This is a genomic window from Streptomyces viridochromogenes DSM 40736 (genome assembly GCF_000158955.1).
Taxonomy (GTDB): Bacteria; Actinomycetota; Actinomycetes; order Streptomycetales; family Streptomycetaceae; genus Streptomyces; species Streptomyces venetus.
Window position 1 is genome coordinate 1,032,617 of sequence record NZ_GG657757.1, and the last position, 21,913, is coordinate 1,054,529.

The 21,913-nt window shown below is 72.5% G+C and carries 8 protein-coding genes and 3 pseudogenes; 10 read left to right on the forward strand and 1 reads right to left on the reverse strand.

The genetic code is table 11. The features are described from left to right. Window positions 1–66: 66 nt before the first annotated feature. From SSQG_RS04515 to SSQG_RS04535, 5 genes and pseudogenes are all read left to right on the forward strand, one after another. On the forward strand, window positions 67–2,475 hold the full coding sequence (locus SSQG_RS04515) for a SpoIIE family protein phosphatase (protein ID WP_003988528.1): 2,409 nt from the start codon (window positions 67–69) through the stop codon (window positions 2,473–2,475). 143 nt (window positions 2,476–2,618) lie between these two features. Beyond that, window positions 2,619–3,914: an ATP-grasp domain-containing protein gene (locus SSQG_RS04520; protein WP_003988529.1), complete on the forward strand. Its 1,296-nt coding sequence runs from the start codon at window positions 2,619–2,621 to the stop codon at window positions 3,912–3,914. A gap of 63 nt (window positions 3,915–3,977) precedes the next feature. Next, window positions 3,978–6,020, forward strand: coding sequence for a CocE/NonD family hydrolase (locus tag SSQG_RS04525; protein ID WP_003988530.1), 2,043 nt, complete (start codon window positions 3,978–3,980; stop codon window positions 6,018–6,020). 37 nt (window positions 6,021–6,057) lie between these two features. Further along, a pseudogene (locus tag SSQG_RS04530) lies at window positions 6,058–6,463 on the forward strand (oxidoreductase C-terminal domain-containing protein); the annotation flags it as partial. A gap of 157 nt (window positions 6,464–6,620) precedes the next feature. After that, complete coding sequence (locus SSQG_RS04535) at window positions 6,621–7,115, forward strand: cold-shock protein (RefSeq protein WP_003988532.1); 495 nt, start codon at window positions 6,621–6,623, stop codon at window positions 7,113–7,115. 21 nt (window positions 7,116–7,136) lie between these two features. Here SSQG_RS04535 and SSQG_RS04540 read toward each other — a convergent pair whose 3' ends face one another. Beyond that, on the reverse strand, window positions 7,137–8,702 hold the full coding sequence (locus tag SSQG_RS04540; protein WP_003988534.1) for a class I adenylate-forming enzyme family protein: 1,566 nt from the start codon (window positions 8,700–8,702) through the stop codon (window positions 7,137–7,139). A gap of 215 nt (window positions 8,703–8,917) precedes the next feature. Between SSQG_RS04540 and SSQG_RS04545 the strand changes: the two are divergent. From SSQG_RS04545 to SSQG_RS38090, 5 genes and pseudogenes are all read left to right on the forward strand, one after another. Next, a pseudogene (locus SSQG_RS04545) lies at window positions 8,918–9,914 on the forward strand (NADPH:quinone reductase). A 269-nt stretch (window positions 9,915–10,183) separates the two neighbouring features. Further along, a pseudogene (locus SSQG_RS43890) lies at window positions 10,184–11,056 on the forward strand (polyketide synthase); the annotation flags it as partial. A 94-nt stretch (window positions 11,057–11,150) separates the two neighbouring features. Continuing rightward, window positions 11,151–17,708: a type I polyketide synthase gene (locus SSQG_RS43380; RefSeq protein WP_003988537.1), complete on the forward strand. Its 6,558-nt coding sequence runs from the start codon at window positions 11,151–11,153 to the stop codon at window positions 17,706–17,708. Next, the gene (locus SSQG_RS38085) at window positions 17,633–19,000 is read left to right on the forward strand and encodes a beta-ketoacyl reductase (protein WP_052310233.1); all 1,368 of its coding nucleotides are present in this window, start codon (window positions 17,633–17,635) and stop codon (window positions 18,998–19,000) included. Before SSQG_RS43380 ends, SSQG_RS38085 begins: the two co-directional genes overlap by 76 nt. A 6-nt stretch (window positions 19,001–19,006) precedes the next feature. Then, window positions 19,007–21,913, forward strand: a 2,907-nt coding sequence (locus SSQG_RS38090) for a type I polyketide synthase (RefSeq protein ID WP_158681003.1), incomplete at its 3' end; no start/stop codon positions are given.

Consider the following 21,913-nt stretch of genomic DNA (forward strand, 5'->3'; position numbering starts at 1 on the left):
GGTACCCGGCGCCTCTCCCTGACATGATGGCCGGGGGGCCGTAAGGGCGTCACATCCGGAGGCACCGTGGAGGGACGCGTACCGGAGGACCTGGCGGTCGTCGTCGACGCCGGTGGAGCGATCACGGTGTGGAGCGACGGCGCTCGCCGGCTGCTCGGCTACGAACCCGCCGAGATCGTCGGCAGGTCCGTCACCGGGCTGCTCGCCGCGGCGCTCCCGGAGTCCACGAGGCGGCACGTGGCCGACGGGCAGCGATGGTCCGGTGAGGTGGCGCTCCGGCACCGCGACGGCGACCGCGTGGTGGTCCGGCTGAAGGGAACTCCGCTCCTCGACGCGGCCGGCGGGCGGCTCTGGCTCGTGACCGGCACCGTGCCGGCGCCCACGGCCGGGCGGCCCGCCCGGCGGACCGTGCCCCTGTGGGACCTCACGCTCTCCCAGCTCCCGGTTCCCGTGGCGGTCTACGACCGGGACGCGAGGCTGGTCGCCGCCAACGAGATCATGACCGAGGTGATGGGCAGGTCCGAGGAGGAGATGAAGGGCCTGACCCTGTGGGAGATCGAGCCCCACCCGCCCTTCGACGAGTACGACCGCCTCCAGCGGCAGGTCCTGCGCACCGGCGAGATGATCTTCCACGAGGACCACAGCAAGGCCCCGGGCGAGACCCGGCCGCACGCCTGGTCGATGTTCATGTCGCCGTTGAAGGACGAGACCGGTGCGGTGCAGGGCGTGTCCGCGACCGTCTTCGACACCACGGAGCAGTACTGGGCCCGCCGCCGGCTGGCGGTGCTCAACGACGCCGCCCTGCGCATCGGGAGCACGCTGGACGTGGCCCTGACGGCCGACGAGCTGTCGGAGGTGGCCGTGGCCGGGTTCGCGGACTTCGTCACCGTGGACCTGCTGGAGTCCGTCGCCCTGGGCGACGAGCCGCGACCGGTGCCGACGGACGCGCCGGTCACCGTGCGCCGCACCGCGCAGCGGTCGGTGCTTCCGGGCTGCCCGGAGTCGGTGATCGCCACGGGCGACACCACGCTCTACCCCGTGGGCACGCTGCCCGCGCGGACGCTGGCCGCCGGGCGGGGCGCCCGGCACCGGCCGGGCGACCCGGGGCTGCGGGAGTGGATCAGGTCCTCGCCGGCCCGTGCCGAGACCGTGGCCCGGCACATGATCCACTCGGTGATGCTGGTGCCGCTGCGCGCCCGGGGGGTGACCCTGGGCCTGGTGCACTTCCTGCGGCACCGCACGCCGGAGTCCTTCAGCGAGGACGACCTGCTGCTCGCGGAGGAGATCGTCGCGAGGGCGGCGGTGAGCGTGGACAACGCCCGGCGCTACACCCGTGAACGCCGGACGGCGCTGGCGCTCCAGCGCAGTCTCCTCCCCGACCGGCCCCCGGACCTCGCGGCGATGGAGGTCGCCTACCGCTACCTGCCGACCGGTTCGGGAGCGGACATCGGAGGCGACTGGTTCGACGTGATCCCGCTGTCCGGCGCCCGGGTCGCGCTGGTCGTGGGTGACGTGGTGGGCCACGGCATCCACGCCTCGGCCACGATGGGCCGTCTGCGGACCGCGGTACGGACGCTGGCGGACGTCGATCTCGCCCCCGACGAGCTGCTCACCCAGCTGGACGACCTCGTCATCCGGCTCGACCGGGAAGAGGGCCCGGAGGTGCGCGGGCGGGCGGCCGAGCCGTCGGGGCAGGTCGGCGCCACCTGCCTGTACGCGGTGTACGACCCGGTGTCCCGGCGCTGCACCGTGGCCCGCGCCGGGCATCCGTCGCCCGCGCTGGTCACGGCCGACGGCGAGTTCCGGTTCCTCGATCTGCCGGCCGGGCCGCCGCTGGGTCTGGGCGGCCTGCCGTTCGAGGCCGTCGAGGTGGAGCTGGAGGAGGACAGCCTGCTCGCCCTCTACACCGACGGGCTGATCGAGGCCGCCGACCACGACATCGAGGTCGGGATCGGCTTGCTGCGCCGGGCGTTGGGCAGCCCGGCCGGCACGCTGGAGGAAACGTGCGACCACGTACTGCGCACGGTGCTGGTCGGCCGGCCCGCCGACGACGTCGTGCTGATGCTGGCCCGGACCGCCGCGCTCGACGCCGGGCGGGTGCGCACCTGGCAGCTGCCGCCGGACCCGGCGGCCGTGGCCCGGGCCCGCAAGACGGCGGGCGAACAGCTGGCCGCCTGGGGCCTGACGGAGGCGGCGTTCACCACGGAACTGATCGTCAGCGAGCTCGTCACCAACGCGCTGCGGTACGGCGGCGCCCCCATCGAACTGCGGCTGATCCGCGACACGACCCTCATCTGCGAGGTGTCGGACGGCAGCAACACCGCGCCGCACCTGCGCCGGGCCCGCGTCTTCGACGAGGGCGGACGCGGTCTGCTCCTCGTCGCCCAGCTGTCCGAGCGATGGGGCAGCCGCCAGACCCCCACGGGCAAGACCATCTGGGCCGAGCAGTCACTGCCCGACGAGACGTCTTTCTGAGCCGGGGCTCGAAGACGGTCATGGCCTGGCGACGCGCCGCAGCCGAATGACGGCACGTGGGAGGGGTACTCCGCCGCCCTTGCGGGATCGGCCGGCCGGCCGGTTTCCGTACATCGTGAGGAGACCCGTGACCAAGGAGAGTTATGCCTGACGAGTCGGTGAAGAACGTCTTCGTGATCGGGCTCGACGAGGCCAACCTGCCGGTGCTCCGGCAGGTGCCCGGAGCCGATCGGCTGCGCTTTCACCAGCTGCTGACCATCGAGGAACTCCAGTTGGGCGAGGTGCACCTGCCCACGCTGTTCGACAAGGCCAGGGGCGTGCTGGACGCGTTCGACGGAAGCATCGACGCGATCGTCGGCTACTGGGACTTCCCGGTCAGCACCCTCGTCCCCATGCTGAGCGAGCAGTACGGTACCCGCAGCACGAGCCTGGAGTCGGTGGTCAAGTGCGAGCACAAGTACTGGAGCCGGCTGGAGCAGCAGAAGGCGACCGACCGGCACCCGGGCTTCGACAGGGTGGACCTGTCGGCCGAGCCGCCCCGCCCGCCGCGGAACGTGACCTTCCCCATGTGGGTCAAGCCGGCCCTCTCGTACTCCTCGGAACTCGCCTTCGGAGTCGATGACGAAGAGGAGTTCCGCACGGCCGTCACCAAGATCCGCGAGGGCATCGCCCGTATCGGCCGCCCCTTCGAGCACATCCTCGAACGCATCGACCTGCCGGCGGAGATGGACGGCGTGGGCGGCCAGGTCTGTCTGGCGGAGGAGTCGATGTCCGGCGTCCAGGTCGCCGTGGAGGGCTATGTCCACCAGGGCGAGGTGACCGTGTACGGGGTCCTGGACTCCATCCAGTACCCGGACTCCCCCTGCTTCCTGCGGCACCAGTACCCCTCCACTCTGCCGCCGCCGGTGATCGCCCAGCTCCACGACGTCAGCGAGCGCGTGATGCGGCAGATCGGCATGGACTCGGCCACCTTCAGCATCGAGTACTTCTACGACCCGCGAACCGACGAGATCAACCTGCTGGAGATCAACCCTCGGCACTCCCAGTCGCACGCGGAACTGTTCCAGTACGTCGACGGCGTGCCCAACCACCACTGCATGCTGAGCCTCGCCCTCGGCGAGGACCCGCGTATGCCGCACCGCGAGGGCCCGTACGCGATGGCCGCGAAGTGGTACCACCGCTGGTTCACCGACGGTGTGGTGCGCCGGGTCCCCGGGCCCGAGGAGATCGCCCGCATCGAGCGGGAGACCCCCGGCGTGCGCATCGAGGTGATTCCCGAAGAGGGTGACAGGCTCTCGGAGCTCCCCGGACAGGACAGCTACAGCTACGAGCTGGCGCACATCTTCACCGGTGGGGCGGACGAGGAGGAGCTGCGGGAGAAGTACGACCACTGCGTGGCCGCCCTGGGCCTCGCCTTCGACGAAGCCCCGCCGGAGTGAAACCGGCAGGAGTGAAACCCGCAGGAGTGAAGTCCCACGAGAAGTAAGGAGCACGTGGGTTCCATGCGTTACGTGACCAACCTGCCGTACGCGACGAAGGAAGAAGAGCACGTCACGATCCCGATGTCGGACGGGGTCCGGCTCTCCGCGCACATCTGGCGCCCGACCTCCTCGGACCAGGAGCCGGTGCCCGCGGTGCTGGAGTACATCCCGTACCGCAAGCGCGACCTGACGGCCGTACGCGACTCGATCCACCACCCGTATCTCGCCGGGCACGGCTACGCCTGCGTCCGTGTCGACCTGCGCGGCACCGGTGACTCCGAAGGGGTGCTGCGCGACGAGTACCTGGAGCGGGAGCAGGCGGACGCCGAGGAGGTGCTGGCCTGGCTGGCGGAACAGCCCTGGTGCGACGGCGGCACGGGCATGATGGGCATCTCCTGGGGCGCGTTCGCGGCGCTCCAGGTGGCGGCCCGCCGGCCGCCGAGCCTGAAGGCCATCGCCATCGCGTCCTTCACCGACGACCGGCACGCCGACGACATGCACTACATGGGCGGCGCCCTGCTGTCGGACAACCTGGCCGAGGCGGGCACCATGTTCGCCTACGGCACCTGCCCGCCCGACCCGGCCGTGGTCGGCGACCGCTGGCGCGAGATGTGGCACGAACGGCTGGAGAACACCGAGCCCTGGGTGCTGGAGTGGCTGCGCCACCAGCGCCGCGACGACTACTGGCGGCACGCCTCGGTGTGCGAGGACTACACGGCCGTGCGCTGCCCGGTCCTGGCATCCAGCGGCTGGGCGGACGGCTACTCCAACGCCGTGACCCGGCTGCTCGGCAACCTGGACGTGCCGCGCAAGGGCCTGATCGGTCCCTGGTCGCACAAGTTCCCCCACCTCGGGGAGCCCGGCCCCGCCATCGGCTACCTCCAGGAGCTCGTGCGGTGGTGGGACCACTGGCTCAAGGGCGTCGACAACGGCGTGATGGACGGCCCGATGCTGCGCACGTGGATGCAGGAGAGCGTCCCGCCCTCCACCGCGTACGAGGAGCGGCCGGGGCGCTGGGTCGGTGAACCGGACTGGCCCTCCCCGCACGTCCGGCAGGTCGTCCACCCGCTCACCCGGCACACGATCGAACCGCCGCGGGAGCCGGCCGACCGGGACGAGGCACCCGACGGCGACGCTCTGACCGTGCGGTCCCCGCTGTCGGTAGGCCAGTTCGCGGGCAAGTGGGCCTCCTACAACGCGCCCCCGGACCTGCCGTACGACCAGCGCGAGGAGGACGGCGGTTCCCTCGTCTTCGACACCGAGCCCCTGACGGAGCAGGTGGAGATCCTCGGCTCGCCGACCGTGGAACTCGACCTGTCGGTCAGCGAGCCGGTCGCCATGGTGGCCGCGCGGCTGTCGGACGTGAGCCCCGACGGCGCCGCGACCCGCGTCTCGTACGGCATTCTGAACCTGACCCGGCGTGACAGCACGGAGTCCCCCGAGCCGCTGGAGCCGGGCCGCCGGTACCGCGCCAGCATCCCGCTGAACGGGGTGGCGCAGGCGTTCCCGCCGGGCCACCGCATCCGGCTCTCCCTCTCCACGTCCTACTGGCCGCTGGCCTGGCCCCCGCCGAAGCCGGTCCTGCTGAGCGTCCACGAGCACTCCAGCACGCTCACCCTGCCGGTGCGGCCGGTCGAGGAACCGGACGAGGTGCCGGCATCGCCGTTCGGCGAGCCCGAGGGCGCGCCCCCGCTCACCACGAGCCAGGTGACGCCCCCGGAGGAGCGCTGGGAGGTCAAGCGGGACCTGGTCGGTTACCGCGCCGAGTTGGACATCATGAAGGACCGGGGCACGGTCCGCTTCGAGGACATCGACCTCGAGGCCGGCCGCCGCGCCCACGAGCGCTACACGGCGGTCGCCGACGACTTCACCTCGGTCAGCGGTGAGTCCACCTGGACCATGACGTTCCAGCGGGACGACTGGGACGTACGGGTGGTGACGCACACCCGGCTGAGGTGCGACGAGACGGACTTCTTCGTGGACGCGACCCTCGACGCGTACGAGGCCGGCCGCCGGGTGTTCTCCCGTACCTGGAACGAGGAGGTGCCGCGCGACCTGCTGTAGGGGCAACTCGGCTACGCGGCGCGGGACGGGCAGGTCGTACGCGGCCCGGGACATGGCCCGTTGGGACAACCCGCTGTTCGGGACGTCGATTGCGGATCGGGCACCGTACGAACGCCGCCGGGCAGGGCATGGCCGCCGCCCGCAACCTGCTCGCCCCGCCGGACGCGCGCAGGCCGTTCGTGCCCGTGCCGTACTTCTGGTCCGACCAGTACGACATGAGGGTCCAGGCGTACGGCCATCTGCGCGGGCACGACGAAGTGGCCGTGGTGGACGGCGACTTGGCCGCGCGCCGGTGCCTCGTCGCGTACCGCACGGGCGAGCGGCTGTCCGTTGCCCTGGCGGTGGGCATGCCGCCCAAGGCGGTGCGCGGCCGGCGACAGGCGGTCGCGGGTGGGGCGGCGTGGCGTGACGCGGTGGGGGCCGCCGGCATCGGGGCGGCCTGACGCGGTCCCCTCACCGGGGCGGGGAGCGGACCCTGCCGTTCCCCGCCCCGTCCGTCGCGTGGGGCACGTCCGGGACGGATACTGGTCGTCGGTCTCGCCGGTGGGCGGGGCGAAGGCCGTGGTGGGACGCAGTCGCTGGGCAGGTGGGGAGAGGGACATGGCGCAAGGGGTTGTCGTCCGGTTCGACGACGTCAAGGGGTACGGCTTCATCGCGCCCGACAACGGCGGTGAGGACGTGTTCGTCCACGTCAACGACCTGGCCGAGCCGGGCACGACGCTGACCAGCGGCACTCGGGTGGTGTTCGACGTCCTGGACGGCGGGCGTGGTCTGAAGGCCTACGACGTGTCGCTCGCCGGCCCGGCGCAGGCGACCGGCGGGCGCGGCTCGAACGGCGGGGCCACGTTGCCGCCGGGCGGCGGCCCGCTGCCGAGCGGGGCGCTGGACACGTCGGCGGCGCCCGCGGCGTCCGTGGAGCGCGGCGCCGGGTCCGTGCCGGACGACACCTGCGCCGTCTTCTCGCGCGGCGAATTCACCCAGCTGGTCACCGAGTTGCTGCTGACCAGTGGCCCGGACCTGACGGCACGGCAGGTCGTGGAGCTGCGCTCGACGTTGGCGGGCTTCGCCGCGGAGCACGGCTGGGTCGTCGACTGACCGCGTCCCGCCCTCTGTAGGTCAGGCGGCCCGTTCCGCGAGGAGGCGGGCCAGCTCCAGCCTCTTGATCTTGGTCGTGGCGGTCTGCGGCAGGTCCTCGTGCCTCCACTGCACCGGCGCTGCCATCTTCGGCAGTCCCGCGACCGCCGAGCGCCACGCCTCGGGGTCCAGGGGAACGTCGTCCTTGGTGCAGACGATGGGAGTGGCCACGTTGCCCTCCCCCGGCACGATGACGACCTCCAGGAGGTTGTCCAGTTTCCCGAAGAGCTGGTCCTCCACGGCCAGGGTGCTGCCGAAGTCCTCGATGAGGTCGACCTCGCGGTCCAGCAGGTGCACGCATCCCCACCGTGTGCGGTAGCCGACGTCACCCATCCGCCACCAGCCGTCCGTGACCTGCTGGTCGTAGCGGTCCTGCTCGCCCAGGTAGGTCACGATCCTGCCGTCGCTGCGCACTTCGATGTAGCCGGGGTGTTCCGGGGACGGCGGCATGCCGTTGCGGCTCACCACCCGTACCTCGGTCATGCCGGGGATCGCCATGCCGACGCAGCGGCCGTCGGCGTCGGGTGCGCGGCGCGGGGAGAAGGACCGGGCCACCACCGGACCGACCTCGCTCTGCCCGTACAGTTGCGCGAACATCGGGGCGCGGCGGCGCGTCGCCCGCAGCAGCCGGTGCACCGTCCGCGGGTGGATGGCGTCGAACGTGCTGCTGAACAGCTTCACGTTGCGCAGCGGGCCTCGCGGGTCGTCGGCCAGTTCCTCCCACTGCATGAACGAGTTGGGGTGTGCCTCCAGGATGCCGGGCCGCAGCCGCGCGAACAGGTCGGCGGCGTGCCGCGGGTCGGAGTCGGCCATCATCACGATCGGGAAGCCGCGGAACAGGGAGATGGCCAGCGCGGTGAAGATCCGGGAGTGCACGAAGGACACGTGCACCGCGATCGTCTCGCGCCCCCGGACGATCGGTGCGAGCGCCGACACCTGGGGGCGGTAGCGGGCCTGAAGGGTGCGTCCGGTGTGGACGGCCAGTTTGGGCGTGCCGGTGGTGCCGGAGGTGTGGGTGATCAGCGTGGGATGGTCCGGGGGCATGGTGAGGCCGTCGAAGGGCTCGCAGCCGGCCAGGGAGTGCAGGTCGACGGTTCCTTCGAAGGCACCCGAGGTGAGGAGGACGCGTTCGCTCGCCTCGAAGATGTCGGCCGGCAGTTCCCGCTCCAGCTTGGCCTGGTCGGTGACGAGGTGGGGCCGGTTCGCCCGGCGGACCAGAGTGGCGACGGTGTCGCCGTCGAGCTTCGGCGACAGCAGGACGGGCACCGCTCCGCACCGTGCCACGGCACAGGCGAGCAGCACGATGTCGAAGCCGTCCGACTTGTAGATCACCACCCGTTCGCCCGGCCGGACCTTCGCCGCCCACAGCCGCGAGGCCAGGTCGGCGACCGTCTCGGCGACCTCGGCGATCGTGGCCCGGCGGCCGAGCCGCGGGGCGGCGTCGAGGTCGTGGTCGAGGATGAGGACATTCGCAGGATGACGGGCCGCCGCCCGCTCGAACAACGACCCCAGCCGGAAACCACGGTTCGCTATGCGTTGCAGAATCATGCTGTCACGCTTCCAACCATCAGATTCGGGGGTGTATTTCGGCATCGTCCGCACACTGCGGCTCGGCTCCTTTGGCCGGGAGCGTCGCAGCGATTTCCCCGGCTCTCAAGAAGCGGTCGGTGAATGCGTCAAGTCGCGCGCTCCGCCTTACCGGAAGATGACAGAAAATCAGGGCGGCTCATGACCGGCGGGAACCGATCCGCCACGCTGGGGGCATGCAGGCAGCCTTCATCGAGCGGCTCGGTCCCCCGGACGTCATCCGGTACAGCGAGGTGCCCGCCCCGCTCCCCGGGCCGTCGGACGTCCTGGTCGACGTCGCGGCCACCACGGTCAACCCGGTGGACACCTTCGTCCGCTCCGGCCTGTTCCGCACCCCCATGGACTTTCCGTTCGTCATCAGCCGCGACCTCGTCGGCACGGTGGCCGCGACGGGTGACGGCGTGCGCGGCTTCACGGTCGGCGAGCGCGTGTGGTGCAACAGCCTGGGCCACGGCGGCCGGCAGGGCGCCGCGGCCGAGCAGGCGGTGGTGCCGGCCGACCGGCTGTACCGGCTGCCCGACCGTGTCGACCCCTACGAGGCGCTCGCCACGGTCCACCCGGCGGCGACGGCCCACCTGGCGCTGTTCACCCACGGCCGGCTGCGGCGGGGCGAGACGGTCGTCGTGGCCGGCGGGGCCGGGAACGTCGGCAGCGCGCTGGTGGCCATGGCGGCGTGGGCCGGGGCCCGGGTGGTGGCCACCGCCCGGCCCGGCGACGCCGGGTACTGCCGCCGGCTGGGCGCCGCGGAGGTCGTGGACCACCGGGCCGGGGACCAGTGGGAACGGCTGCGGGACGCCGCGCCCGACGGCATCGACCTGTACACCGACACCTCGAAACCGCAACGACTTGGAGCAGGCGATACCGCTGCTGGCTCCGCGCGGCAGGGTCGTGGTGCTCGCGGGGGCCGCGTCCCGGCCCGCGCTGCCCGCCGGGGCGATGTACATGAAGGACGCCTCGGTCGTCGGGTTCGTCATCTCCCGGGCGCGGGTGCCGGAGCTGGCGGAGGCGGCCGAAGTCATCAACACCCTGCTCGCGCAGGGCCTGTTGCGGCCGCGACGCACCGAGACGCTGCCACTGGCCGCCGCGGCGGAGGCGCACCGGCGCATGGAGCGCGGCGAGCTGAACGCACGGCGCGTCCTGCTCACCCCGCCCGGAGCGGTCGGCCTGCGATAGGGGTGCGGCCCGGTGGGCGCCTGCCCGTAGGGGACGGATAGGGGCTGACTCCGGGGGTCACCGGACAGTAATCTCGTGTCGCCAATCGGCATTCCCAGGAAAAAGACCCGGAATTCGCGACCGGCGCGTCATGAATTCCCGCGGGGTGATGCGGACATCTGCACGGGGGGTTGTTTCGCCTGCCTTCCCGACGACAGCTGTGCGGCACCGCGGCTGTCCTGTGCCGCAGTGATTCGGCAGTACTTCGACTCTTCGGAGGGGCAGAAATGATGACCGAGTCCGGAGCCATAGCCGTCGTCGGCGTCGGCTGCCGCTTCCCGGGCGGGGTGCGGTCCCTCGACTCCTTCGGACGTCTGCTGACCGGTGGCCCCGACCTGTTCACGGACGTGCCGGCGGACCGCTGGGGGCCGGAGCACGCCGACCCGGCGGGCGGGCCGGGCACCATCTCCAACGGCGTGGGCGCCTTCCTGGAGGACATCGACCGTTTCGACGCGGCCTTCTTCGGCATCACACCGCGCGAGGCGGACTCCCTGGACCCGCAGCAGCGCCTGGTGATGGAGGTGGCGTGGGAGGCGATGGCCGACTCGGGCCGCCCCCGCGAGGAGTGGCGCGGCTCGCGTACCGCCGTGGTGCTGGGCATGCTCGCCAAGGACTACGAACTGCTGCACGCCCGGACCCTCGGCCTGGGCCGTATCGGCCCGCACCACGTCAGCGGCACGGAGTTCAGCTTCGCCGCCGGCCGCCTCGCCTACACCTTCGACCTCCACGGGCCGGTGTCGACGGTCAACTCGGCCTGCTCCTCGTCCCTGCTGGCCGTGCACCAAGCGGTGCAGAGCCTGCGTACCGGCGACTGCGACACGGCCCTCGCGGGCGGGGTCAGCCTGCTCATCACCCCGGACCTGAGCGTGTTCCTCAGCAGCGTCGGCGCGTTGTCCCCGTCCGGGGTGTGCCGGCCGTTCGACGCCTCGGCGGACGGCATCGTGCGCGGTGAGGGGTGCGGCGTCGTCGTCCTCAAGCGGTACGCCGACGCCGTGGCGGCCGGCGACCGGATCCACGCCCTCATCCGCGGCTCGGCCGTGAACAACGACGGCGCCAGCCTGGGGCTGACCGTGCCGAACGCCGCCGCTCAGGGCGACCTGCTCCGGCGTGCCCTGGACCGGGCCGGTCTCGCCCCGCACGAGGTGGACTACGTGGAGGCGCACTGCTTTTTTCACCCCCATCGGCGATCTCATCGAGGTGGAGGCGCTGGGCGAGGTGTACGGGACGGGCCGTACGGCGGACTCCCCCGTCCTGGTCGGCTCGCACAAGGCGGTGCTCGGTCACATGGACGCGGCGGCCGGTATCGGCGGCCTGCTGAAGACGATCTGGGTGGTCTCCTCCGGACGGGTCCCCGCGCAGCCCCGCGTCGAGCGCCAGAACCCCGCCGTCGACTGGCGCGGCGGCGCCGTGGCCGTGCCACTGGCCGAGGTGGACCTGTCCGGCCGGGAGCGACCGCCGCGCGCGGGCGTCAGCTCCTTCGGGCTCAGCGGCACGAACGTACACGTCGTCGTGGAGGCACCGCCCGCGCCGGAACGGGCGGTGGCCGGTTCGGGCACCGACCCGGCCGCGTCGGTGCCGCAGGGCACGCCGCACGTCCTGCTGGTGTCCGCCGCGGGCGAGACGGCGCTGGCCGAGCAGGTGTCGCGCCTGCGCGCGGCCGTCGCCGAGGACGACGCCCCGCTCGGCGACCTGGTGGCGTCCGCGGCGACCCGCCGCACCCACGAGGCGTACCGCTACGCCGTCGTCGCCGACGACCGGGCAGGTCTGGTCGCGGCGCTGGAGGACCCGCTGGATCCACCGGAGGGCGCCTACGCGGGCGTCGTGGAGGACCCGGAGACCGCGCCCTCGCCGGTGTTCGTGTTCTCCGGTCAGGGCGGCCAGTGGGCGGGCATGGCGGCCGACCTGTACGACTCGGACCCGTCCGTGCGCGAAACCCTGGACGAGTGCGCCGAGTTGATCGCCGCGGAGGGCGCGTGGTCGCTGCTGGACGAGATACGCCGCCCCACGGGCACCTCACGGCTGGCCGAGACGGAGATCGTGCAGCCCGCGATCTTCTCCGTACAGGTCGCGCTCGCCAGGTGGCTGCGCGAGCGGGGTGTCACCCCTGGCGCCATCGTGGGGCACAGCCTCGGCGAGGTGGCCGCGGCCCACACGGCGGGTGCGCTCAGCCTCCCGGACGCGGTCAAGGTGATCGTGCGGCGGGCTCGGCTGCTCGGCGAGACGGCCGGCACCGGCCTGATGTACGCGGTGCGTGGGAGCGAGGACCGGGTGCGGGACGCGCTCGCCGACATCGGGCTGCCGGTGACCGTCGTGGCCGTCAACGGCCCCGAGTCGCTGATCGTCGCCGGGGAGACGACAGCGGTCCAGGAGACCGCCGCCGCCCTGGAGGCGCGCGGCCTCCGCTGCCGGCTGCTGCGTGTGGACGCCGCCGCGCACAGCCCGCTGGTCGCGCACTGCGGCCCGCCGCTGGAGAAGGCCTTGGCGGAGATCACCGCGCAGGTCCCGGTGGTGCCCCTGGTCTCGACGGTCGACCCGGAGGCACGGGACCTCACGTTCGACGCGGCGTACTGGGCACGGAACTTCACCAGCCCGGTGCTGCTGTGGCCCGCCGTGGACGCGATGCTGGCCGGTGACGACCGTCCGCTGGTCGAGATCGGCCCGCACCCGGTGCTGGTGCCTCCGCTGGCCGACGCCCTGCGCCGCCGCGGCCGGCTGTCACCGGCGCTGCCGGTGCTCAACCGCGACGAGCCGGGCCCTTCCGCCGTGCACAAGGCCCTGGCGCGGCTGCACGTGACGGGTGTTCCGGTGCGCTGGGAGCGGGTCACCGGCCGGCCGCGCCGCTACCGCTCACTGCCGGTGCCCTCCTGGGAAGGCGACCGCCACTGGCTGCCGGATGTGCCGCGCGGCCGGCAGAACGCCCCGGCCGACGGAGTCCGGGCTTCCGGTGGCGTACCGGCGCGCATCCGGCTCACGCTGCTGGACGAGGACGACCGGGTGACCGGGGAGCTGTACGCGGCACCCGGTGACGCGGTTCCGGTCGCGTTGCCCGCCGCCGAGTCCAAAGTGGCGGCCCCCCGCCCCGTGCCGACAGCGGCCGCTCCCGCCGCTCCCGTGCCCTCGGGCTCCGCGACCGGGTCCGCCGCCGACCGCGTCGAGGCTCTGGTGCGGGAGGTGCTCGGGTTGCGCGACGGGCATCGGCTGGGGCGCCGCCGGGGGCTCTTCGAGCAGGGGCTGGACTCGCTGACCGCGGTCACGCTGCGGCGGCGCATGGAGGAGGACTTCGGCGTCGAGCTGCCCACGCCGATCGTGTTCGAACGACCGACGGTGGCGGCACTCGGGGCCTACCTCGCTGAGGTGGCTCCCGTGCCGCCCGCTCCCGCTCCTGATGCCGTCAGCGCTGCGACGCCTGCCGCTCCGGCCGCTACGCCCGTTGCTGCGGCCGCCGTCGACGCCGGAACACCGGCGGACGCCGTCGCGGTCATCGGCGTCGGCTGCCGGCTGCCGGCCGCCGCGTCCCCGGATGCCTTCTGGCGGCTGCTCATGGAGCGCCGTGACACCGCGTCGGAGCCGCCGCCGGGGCGGCGTGCCGACCCGCTGTGGGAGGAACTGGGCGCCGCCATCCCCACCCGCGGTTCGTACGTCGACGGCATCGCCGACTTCGACGCCCCGTTCTTCCGTATCTCGCCGCGTGAGGCCAAGCTGCTCGATCCGCAGCAGCGCATGTTCCTGGAAGTCGCCTGGGAGGCACTGGAGGACGCCGGGTGCCCCGCGCACTCCCTGGCGTCCCGGCCGGTGGGCGTGTACGCCGGCATCTCCATCGCCGACTACCAGCATCTGATCGCCCGGCACCTCACGGTCACGGACCTGGGACTGCACCACGGCACGGGCACCTCGTACGCGGCCGTGGCCGGCCGGCTGTCGTACGTCCTCGGCCTCAGCGGCCCGAGTTTCGCCGTCGACACCGCCTGCTCCTCGTCGCTGACCGCGGTGCACCTGGCCTGCCAGGCGCTGCGGTCCGGCGAGTGCGAGGTCGCCGTCGTCGGTGGCGTCAGCGCCGTCGTCGCGCCGAGTCCGCTCATGGCGTCGATGGCGGGCGGCGGGGCGCTCTCCGAGGATGGCCGGTGCAAGGCCTTCGACCAGGACGCCGACGGGTTCGCCTGCGGCGAGGGCGCCGTCGCCCTGATCCTCAAACCGCTGCGCACCGCCGTCGCCGACGGCGACCGCGTGTACGCCGTGCTGCGCGGCAGTGCTCTCAACCAGGACGGTGCGACCGGCGGCCTGACCGTGCCCAACGCCTCCGCCCAGGTCGACGTCGTGCGGCAGGCCCTCGACCGGGCCGGCTGGTCCCCCGCCGACGTCGACTACGTGGAGGCGCACGGCACCGGAACCCCGCTGGGAGACCCGATCGAGGTGCGGGCCCTGGCCGAGTCACTGGGCGCCGGGCGCGCGCCCGACCGCCCGCTGCTCATCGGGTCGGCCAAGGCGAACGTGGGTCACCTCGGCGCCGCGGCGGGCGTCGTGGGACTGCTCAAGGTCGTCCTGTCGCTGTCCGCGGGCGAGCTCCCGCCGCACCTCGTCGACCGCCCCACGTCGCACATCGACTGGGACCGGCTGCCGGTGGCACTGGTCGACGCTCCCCGCAAGTGGCCCGCCGAGGGCCGCCCGGCGCGGGCCGGTGTCAGCGCGTTCGGCTTCACGGGCAGCAACGCACACGTCCTCGTCGAGCAGTTCGTGCCCGAGCCCGCCCCGACCGCCGGCCCCGGCACCCCGCCGTACGTACTGCCGGTGACCGCGGCAACGCCGGCCGCGTTGCGTGCCGCCGCCGCGCTGCTGGCCGACGCGCTGCGCACCGGCGGTCACGACGTGGCCGACGTGGTCTTCACGGCACGGCACCGCCGTTCCCTGCTGGAGCACCGTGCCGTCGTGGTCGGCCCGGACGCCGCCGCCCTGGCCGAGGCGCTGGACGAGGTCGCCGCGGGCCGGACGCCGCCGCAGGCCCGCCTCGGCCGTGCCGTCGAGGACGAGGAACCGTCCGTCGCCCTGTCCTACGGCGCGGATCTCCCACCCGCCGAGGCCCGCCGGGCGTTCGCGCTCGCCGCGCCCGGCCACGAGGCCGCCCTCACGCGCTGCGCAGCCGTGCTGGAGCGCCTGCTCGGCACCCCCTGCGACCTGACCGCGGAGCCGCCCGCCGAGTTGCGGGACGCGTTCCTCCTCGCCCATCAGTACGCCGCGACGAGGGGTTGGTACGCGCTGGGCATCACCCCCGTCGCGGTCGTCGGAACGGGCACCGGCCGCCTCGCCGCCGCGTGCGCCGCCGGGCAGCTCACTGTGGAGGAGGCCCTGCGACAGCTGCTGAGCGGCCGCTCCGAGCCGCCGGAGGACTCCACCCGATCCGCAGCACGGCTCCCGATCCTGCTCGCGTCCGACGCGGATGCCGACACGGTTGTCGTGGACGTGCTGCTCAGCCACACGCCACCGGCCCACCCGGGCGTCCACAGTGACCGGCCCGATCTGGTCGCCGCCGAACTGTACGCGGCCGGATACCGCCCCACTCCGCAGGCCACACCGCCCGGCCGCCGGGTGGTGAGCCTCCCCGGCTACCCCTGGGAGCACCGCCCCTATTGGTACCGGGAGTTCACTCCGAGCCGACCCGTCCCGTGGCTGCTCTGCGGAGACACGGGCGGTGAACTCCGTGACCTGGCCGAGCGTTTGCTGTCGTTCGTGGGTGAGCGGCCGGGGACCGACGTGGGATCGGTGGCGGGCGCGCTGGCCGGGCGAGCGGGGTTGCCGCATCGGCTCGCGGTGGTGGGTGAGTCGGCGGACGAGCTCGTGGAGGGGCTGGAGTCCTTCCTGTCCGGCGCCCCGTCGAAGGGCGTACTCGAAGGCAGCACGAAGGCCGCTTCGAAGGTGGTCTTCGTGTTTCCGGGGCAGGGGTGGCAGTGGGTGGAGATGGGGGTGGAACTGCTTGCCGCCAGTGAGGTGTTCGCCCGGGTGGTGGGTGAGTGCTCGGCGGTGGTGGAGGAGTTGGCCGGCTGGTCCGTGGTGGGGGTCCTGCGGCAGGAGCCGGGGGCGCCTGGCTTTGACCGGGTGGATGTGGTGCAGCCGGTGATGTTCTCGGTGATGGTGGGCCTGGCCCGGTTGTGGGAGTCGGTGGGCGTGACGCCCTCGGCCGTGGTCGGTCACTCCCAGGGCGAGATCGCGGCGGCGCATGTGGCCGGGGTGCTGTCGCTGGAGGATGCGGTGCGGGTGGTGGTGGCCCGTTCCCAAGCGTTGGTGGAGATCTGCGGGCAGGGCGCCATGGCCTCGGTGGCCTTGGGGTGTGCGGAGGTTCAGGAGCGCATCGCGGGCCTGGAGTCGGTGAGTGTGGCCGCCGTGAACGGGCCGTCCTCCACGGTGGTGTCCGGGGGTGCGGAGGAGATCGCCGGTCTGGTGGCCGGGCTGACGGGGTCGGGGGTGCGGGCTCGGCGGATCGACGTCGACTATGCCTCCCACTCCGCGCACGTCGAGCAGGTCCGCCGGCGCATCGAGGCTGATCTGGCGTCCGTCCAGCCGCGCGCCGGGCAGGTGCCGCTGTACTCGACACTGCGGGGTGAGGTACTCACCGGGCCGGAGATGGACGGCCACTACTGGTATGCCAACCTCCGTGGGCGCGTGGAGTTCGAACAGGCCGTACGCAGCCTGCTCGCCGACGGGTTCACCACCCTCGTCGAGTGCAGCGCCCACCCGGTGCTGACTCCGGGCATCGGTGAGACGGTCGATACCGTGCCCGGGGCGCACTTGACGGTGACGGGGACACTGCGGCGCGATGACGGCGGACTGCGCCGGTTCCTGACCAGCGCGAGCACTCTGTGGACGGCCGGGGTGGATGTCGCGTGGGACTCACTGCTGCCGGAAGCCGATCCCGTCGAACTGCCCCTCGACGCGCTCGCCACGGCGACGGGCACCGTTCCGGACAGCGGCCCGGACGACCGGTTGGAGCGGCGCTTCTGGCGTCTGGTGAAGGACGGTCAGGCCGAGGAACTGGCCGGGCTGCTCGGTCTCCGGGACGACCGGGCGACCGACGCCCTCGACCAGGTGCTGCCCGCCTTGTCCCACTGGTGGCAGCAGCACCGGGAAGGCACGGTCGCCGAGTCCTGGCGGTACCGGACCACCTGGGACCCCGCGCCACGGACGGACGGCACCGCCGTACTGTCCGGTGCCTGGCTCGTGGTCGTGCCACGACACCTGGCGGACGACGAACTGGTCGTCGGCTCCCTCAAGGCCCTCACCCAGCACGGTGCCGACCCGGTGCCGCTGCTGGTCGACACCCGGGACGGCGACCGTGAGACGCTGGCGGAGCTCCTGCGCCGTGGCGTCGACAACTCGGCGGACGGCGAGGTCGGAGGCGTACTGTCGTTCCTCCCACTCGACGAGTCTCCGCACCCACGGCACCCTGTGGTGCCCTCGGGCCTCCTGGCCACCGTCGATCTGGTGCGGGCACTCGACTCCGCTCCGTTCCCGGCCCGGCTGTGGTCGGTGACCAGCGGCGCCGTCTCCGTCACCCCCGACGAGGTCCCGGCCCACCCCGTGCAGGCTCACGTCTGGGGCCTCAGCAGGGCCGCCGGCCTGGAGAACCCGCCGCTCCGGGCGGGCATGATCGATCTTCCGCCAACGGTCGAGGACCACACCGCCGCCATGCTATGCGGGGTGCTCGCCGACCCGGCGACGAGGACCAGGTCGCCGTCCGCGGCACCGGAGTCCTGCTGCGCCGCCTGAAGCGCGCACCTCTCCCGGACGATGCGCAGCCCGCGCCCTGGCGTCCGGAGGGCACCACACTGGTCACCGGCGGCACGGGCGCTCTCGGCAGCCACGTCGCCCGGTGGCTCGCCTACCACGGCGCCCCCCACCTGCTCCTCGTCAGCCGCCGGGGCGCGAACGCTCCGGGCGCCGCCGAACTCGTCGCGGATTTCGAGGGACTGGGCTCCTCGGTCACCCTCGCCGCGTGCGACGCCGCCGACCGGGACGCGCTGACCCGGGCGGTCGACAGCATTCCCGCAGAGCACCCTCTCACCGCCGTGATGCACACGGCCGGCATCGTGGACGACGCACCGGTGAACGAGGTGGCCGCCGGCCAACTGGAGCGGGTGCTGCGCCCGAAGTCCGGAGCCGTGTCTCATCTCTGTGAGCTGGCCGCCGCGCACGACCTCTCGGCATTCGTGCTGTTCTCCTCTGCGGGCAGTCTGCTGCCGAACGTCGGACAGGGCGCCTACGCGGCGGGCAACGCCTATCTCAGCGCCCTCGCGGCGAACCTTCGCGCGGAAGGAATCCCGGCCCTCTCGGTGGCCTGGGGGGCATGGTCCGGCGGCGGGATGGCCGGCAAGGAGGAATTCGCCAAATTCATCAGCCACCGCGGAATGGACCTGATGACCCCGCACCTCGCGGCCACGGCGCTTCAGCAGGCCCTCGATCACGGCGACACGGACGTGATGGTCGCGAACGTCGACTGGGCCCGCGCCGGGAAGCACCTCAACGCCATCCGCCCCCACCCCATGGTGTCCGAGCTGGTCGGTACCGGTCCGATACCGGCGGCCACCACCACGACCGAGCAGCCCGCCCTGCTGACCCGGCTCTCCGCGCTCACGCCGCAGCAACGGCTGGACGCGCTGCTGGACCTGGTGTGCGCCGAGGTGTCGACCGTCCTCGGCTACGCCAGGACCGAACGCGTCGCACCCGACCAGGCCTTCCGTGACCTGGGCTTCGACTCGGTGATGGGGATCGAGCTGCGCAACCGGCTCAACAAGGCGACCGGCCTGCGGGTGTCCCCCACCGCGATCTTCGACCACCCGACGTCGGAGGCGCTGGCACGGCATCTCCTCGACGAACTCGTCGCGGAACCGGCGCCCTTCACAGAGCCCGACCGCGAAACGGCGAGCAGCGCTGCGGCCACGGCCTCGCAGGCGGCCCGGCACGAACCGCCGGCCGCGAGCCAGATCGACTCCATGAGCATCGAAGAAATGATCCGCATGGCACGCGGCGACCGTCCTGACCCTGTTGGGGAGAGCGAGTAACTCACCATGAATGCTGCGAACAACGAGCTGGTCGAGGCGTTGCGTGCCTCGTTGAAGGAAACCGAGCGGTTGCAGCAGGAGAACAACCGCATGGTCGAGACGGCTCGGGAGCCGATCGCGATCGTGGGTATGGCGTGCCGTTATCCGGGTGGGGTGGGTTCGCCGGAGGATTTGTGGCGGTTGGTGGCCGGGGGTGTGGATGCGACGTCGGAGTTTCCGGCGGACCGGGGCTGGCCGGAGGACTTGTACGACCCGGATCCGGATGCGTCGGGGAAGTCGTATGTGCGGCGTGGTGGGTTCCTGGATGACGTGGCGGGTTTTGACGCGGAGTTCTTCGGGATCTCGCGGCGTGAGGCGTTGGCGATGGATCCGCAGCAGCGGTTGCTGCTGGAGGTGTCGTGGGAGGCATTGGAGCGGGCGGGGCTGAAGGCGGAGGAACTGCGCGGCAGCCGTACCGGCGTCTTCGTCGGCGCCTCGACCTCCGGCTACATACCCGAACCCGGCAGGGTGCCGGAGAGTGTCGAGGGCTACTCGCTCACGGGAAACATCGCCAGTGTGCTGTCCGGTCGGGTGTCGTACACGTTCGGTTTCGAGGGGCCTTCGGTGTCGGTGGACACGGCGTGCTCGTCGTCGCTGGTCGCTCTGCATCTGGCGGTGCAGGCGCTGCGCCAGGGCGAGTGCTCCCTCGCCATGGCCGGCGGTGTCACGGTGATCGCCAGCCCGGGTGGATTCGTCGACTTCTCCCGCCAGCGAGGTCTGGCCGAGGACGGCCGGTGCAAGCCCTTCTCCGCCGCGGCCGACGGTTTCAGCGCCGGGGAAGGTGTCGGTGTGCTGGCCGTGGAGCGGCTGTCGGATGCCCGGCGCCTGGGGCATCGGGTGCTGGGTGTGGTGCGTGGCTCTGCGGTCAACCAGGACGGCGCGAGCAACGGGCTGACCGCCCCGAACGGGCCGTCGCAGCAGCGGGTGATCCGGGCCGCGCTGGACAACGCCGGTGTGAAGCCCGCTGATGTGGATGTGGTGGAGGCGCACGGTACCGGGACGCGGTTGGGTGATCCGATCGAGGCGCAGGCGCTGATCGCGACGTATGGGCGGGAGCGTCCTTTGGGGCGTGCGTTGTGGTTGGGGTCGGTGAAGTCGAACATCGGTCATGCGCAGGCGGCCGCGGGTGTGGCGGGTGTGATCAAGATGGTGATGGCGTTGCGGCAGGGGGAGTTGCCGCCGTCGCTGTATGCCGGTGAGCCGACGCCGATGGTGGACTGGTCAGCCGGGTCGGTGTCGCTGCTGGCTGACGGGGTCGCATGGGCGCGCGGGGAGCGGGTGCGCCGGGCGGGTGTGTCGTCCTTCGGAGTGAGCGGCACGAACGCCCACGTCATCGTGGAGGAGGCGCCTGCGGAGGAGCCCGCTGCCGAGCCCGTGGGTGATGGTGCGGGGCTGGTGTCGTGGGTGCTGTCCGGGGCCAGTGCGGGCGGGCTGCGGGGCCAGGCCGAGCGGTTGGTGTCCTTCCTGGAGCAGCGGCCCGAGGTGGGTGCCGGATCGGTCGCGACTGCACTGGCGGAGCGCGACGGGTTACGGCATCGCCTGGCCGTGGTGGGTGAGTCCGTCGACGAGCTCTCGACCACACTCAAGGAGTTCCTCACCGCCGAACTGCCCGCCGGTGCTGTGCGAGGCCTAGCCGAGGCACGCCCCAAGGTGGTCTTCGTGTTTCCGGGGCAGGGGTGGCAGTGGGTGGAGATGGGGGTGGAGCTGCTCGCCGGCAGTGAGGTGTTCGCCCGGGTGGTGGGTGAGTGCTCGGCGATGGTGGAGGAGTTGGCCGGCTGGTCCGTGGTGGGGGTCCTGCGGCAGGAGCCGGGGGCGCCTGGCTTTGACCGGGTGGATGTGGTCCAGCCGGTGATGTTCTCGGTGATGGTGGGCCTGGCCCGGTTGTGGGAGTCGGTGGGGGTGACGCCCTCGGCTGTGGTCGGTCACTCCCAGGGCGAGATCGCGGCGGCGTATGTGGCCGGGGTGCTGTCGCTGGAGGACGCGGTGCGGGTGGTGGTGGCCCGTTCCCAAGCGTTGGTGGAGATCTGCGGGCAGGGTGCCATGGCCTCGGTGGCCTTGGGGTGTGCGGAGGTTCAGGAGCGCATCGCGGGCCTGGAGTCGGTGAGTGTGGCCGCCGTGAACGGGCCATCCTCCACGGTGGTGTCCGGGGGTGCGGAGGAGATCGCCGGCCTGGTGGCCGGGCTGACGGGGTCGGGGGTGCGGGCGCGGCGGATCGACGTCGACTACGCCTCCCACTCCGCGCACGTCGAGCAGGTCCGCCGGCGCATCGAGGCTGATCTGGCGTCCGTCCGGCCGCGCGCCGGGCAGGTGCCGGTGTACTCGACACTGCGCGGCGAGGTGCTCACCGGGCCGGAGATGGACGGCCACTACTGGTATGCCAACCTCCGTGGACGGGTGGAGTTCGAGCAGGCGGTGCGCGGTCTGCTCGCCGACGGGTTCACCACCCTCGTCGAGTGCAGCGCCCACCCGGTCCTGACACCCGGCATCGGGGAAACCGTCGACACCGTGCCCGGAGCCCAGGTGACGGTGACCGGGACGCTGCGGCGCGATGACGGCGGACTGCGCCGGTTCCTCACCAGCGCGGGCACCCTGTGGACGGCCGGGGTGGATGTCGCGTGGGACTCGCTGCTGCCGGAAGCGGAGCCGGTGGAGTTGCCGACGTATGCCTTCGACCGGTCACGGTTCTGGCTGGAACGCACCACCGGAACAGGAGAGGTGACACAGGCCGGACTGACAGCGGTGGAGCACCCGGTGGTGTCGGTGGCGGTCGAGGTCGCCTCACATGACGCGGTCGTGCTCTCAGGCCGGTTTCTCTCCACTCACCGCTGGCTGGCCGATCACGCCGGCCCACAGGTGCTCTTCCCCGGTACCGGG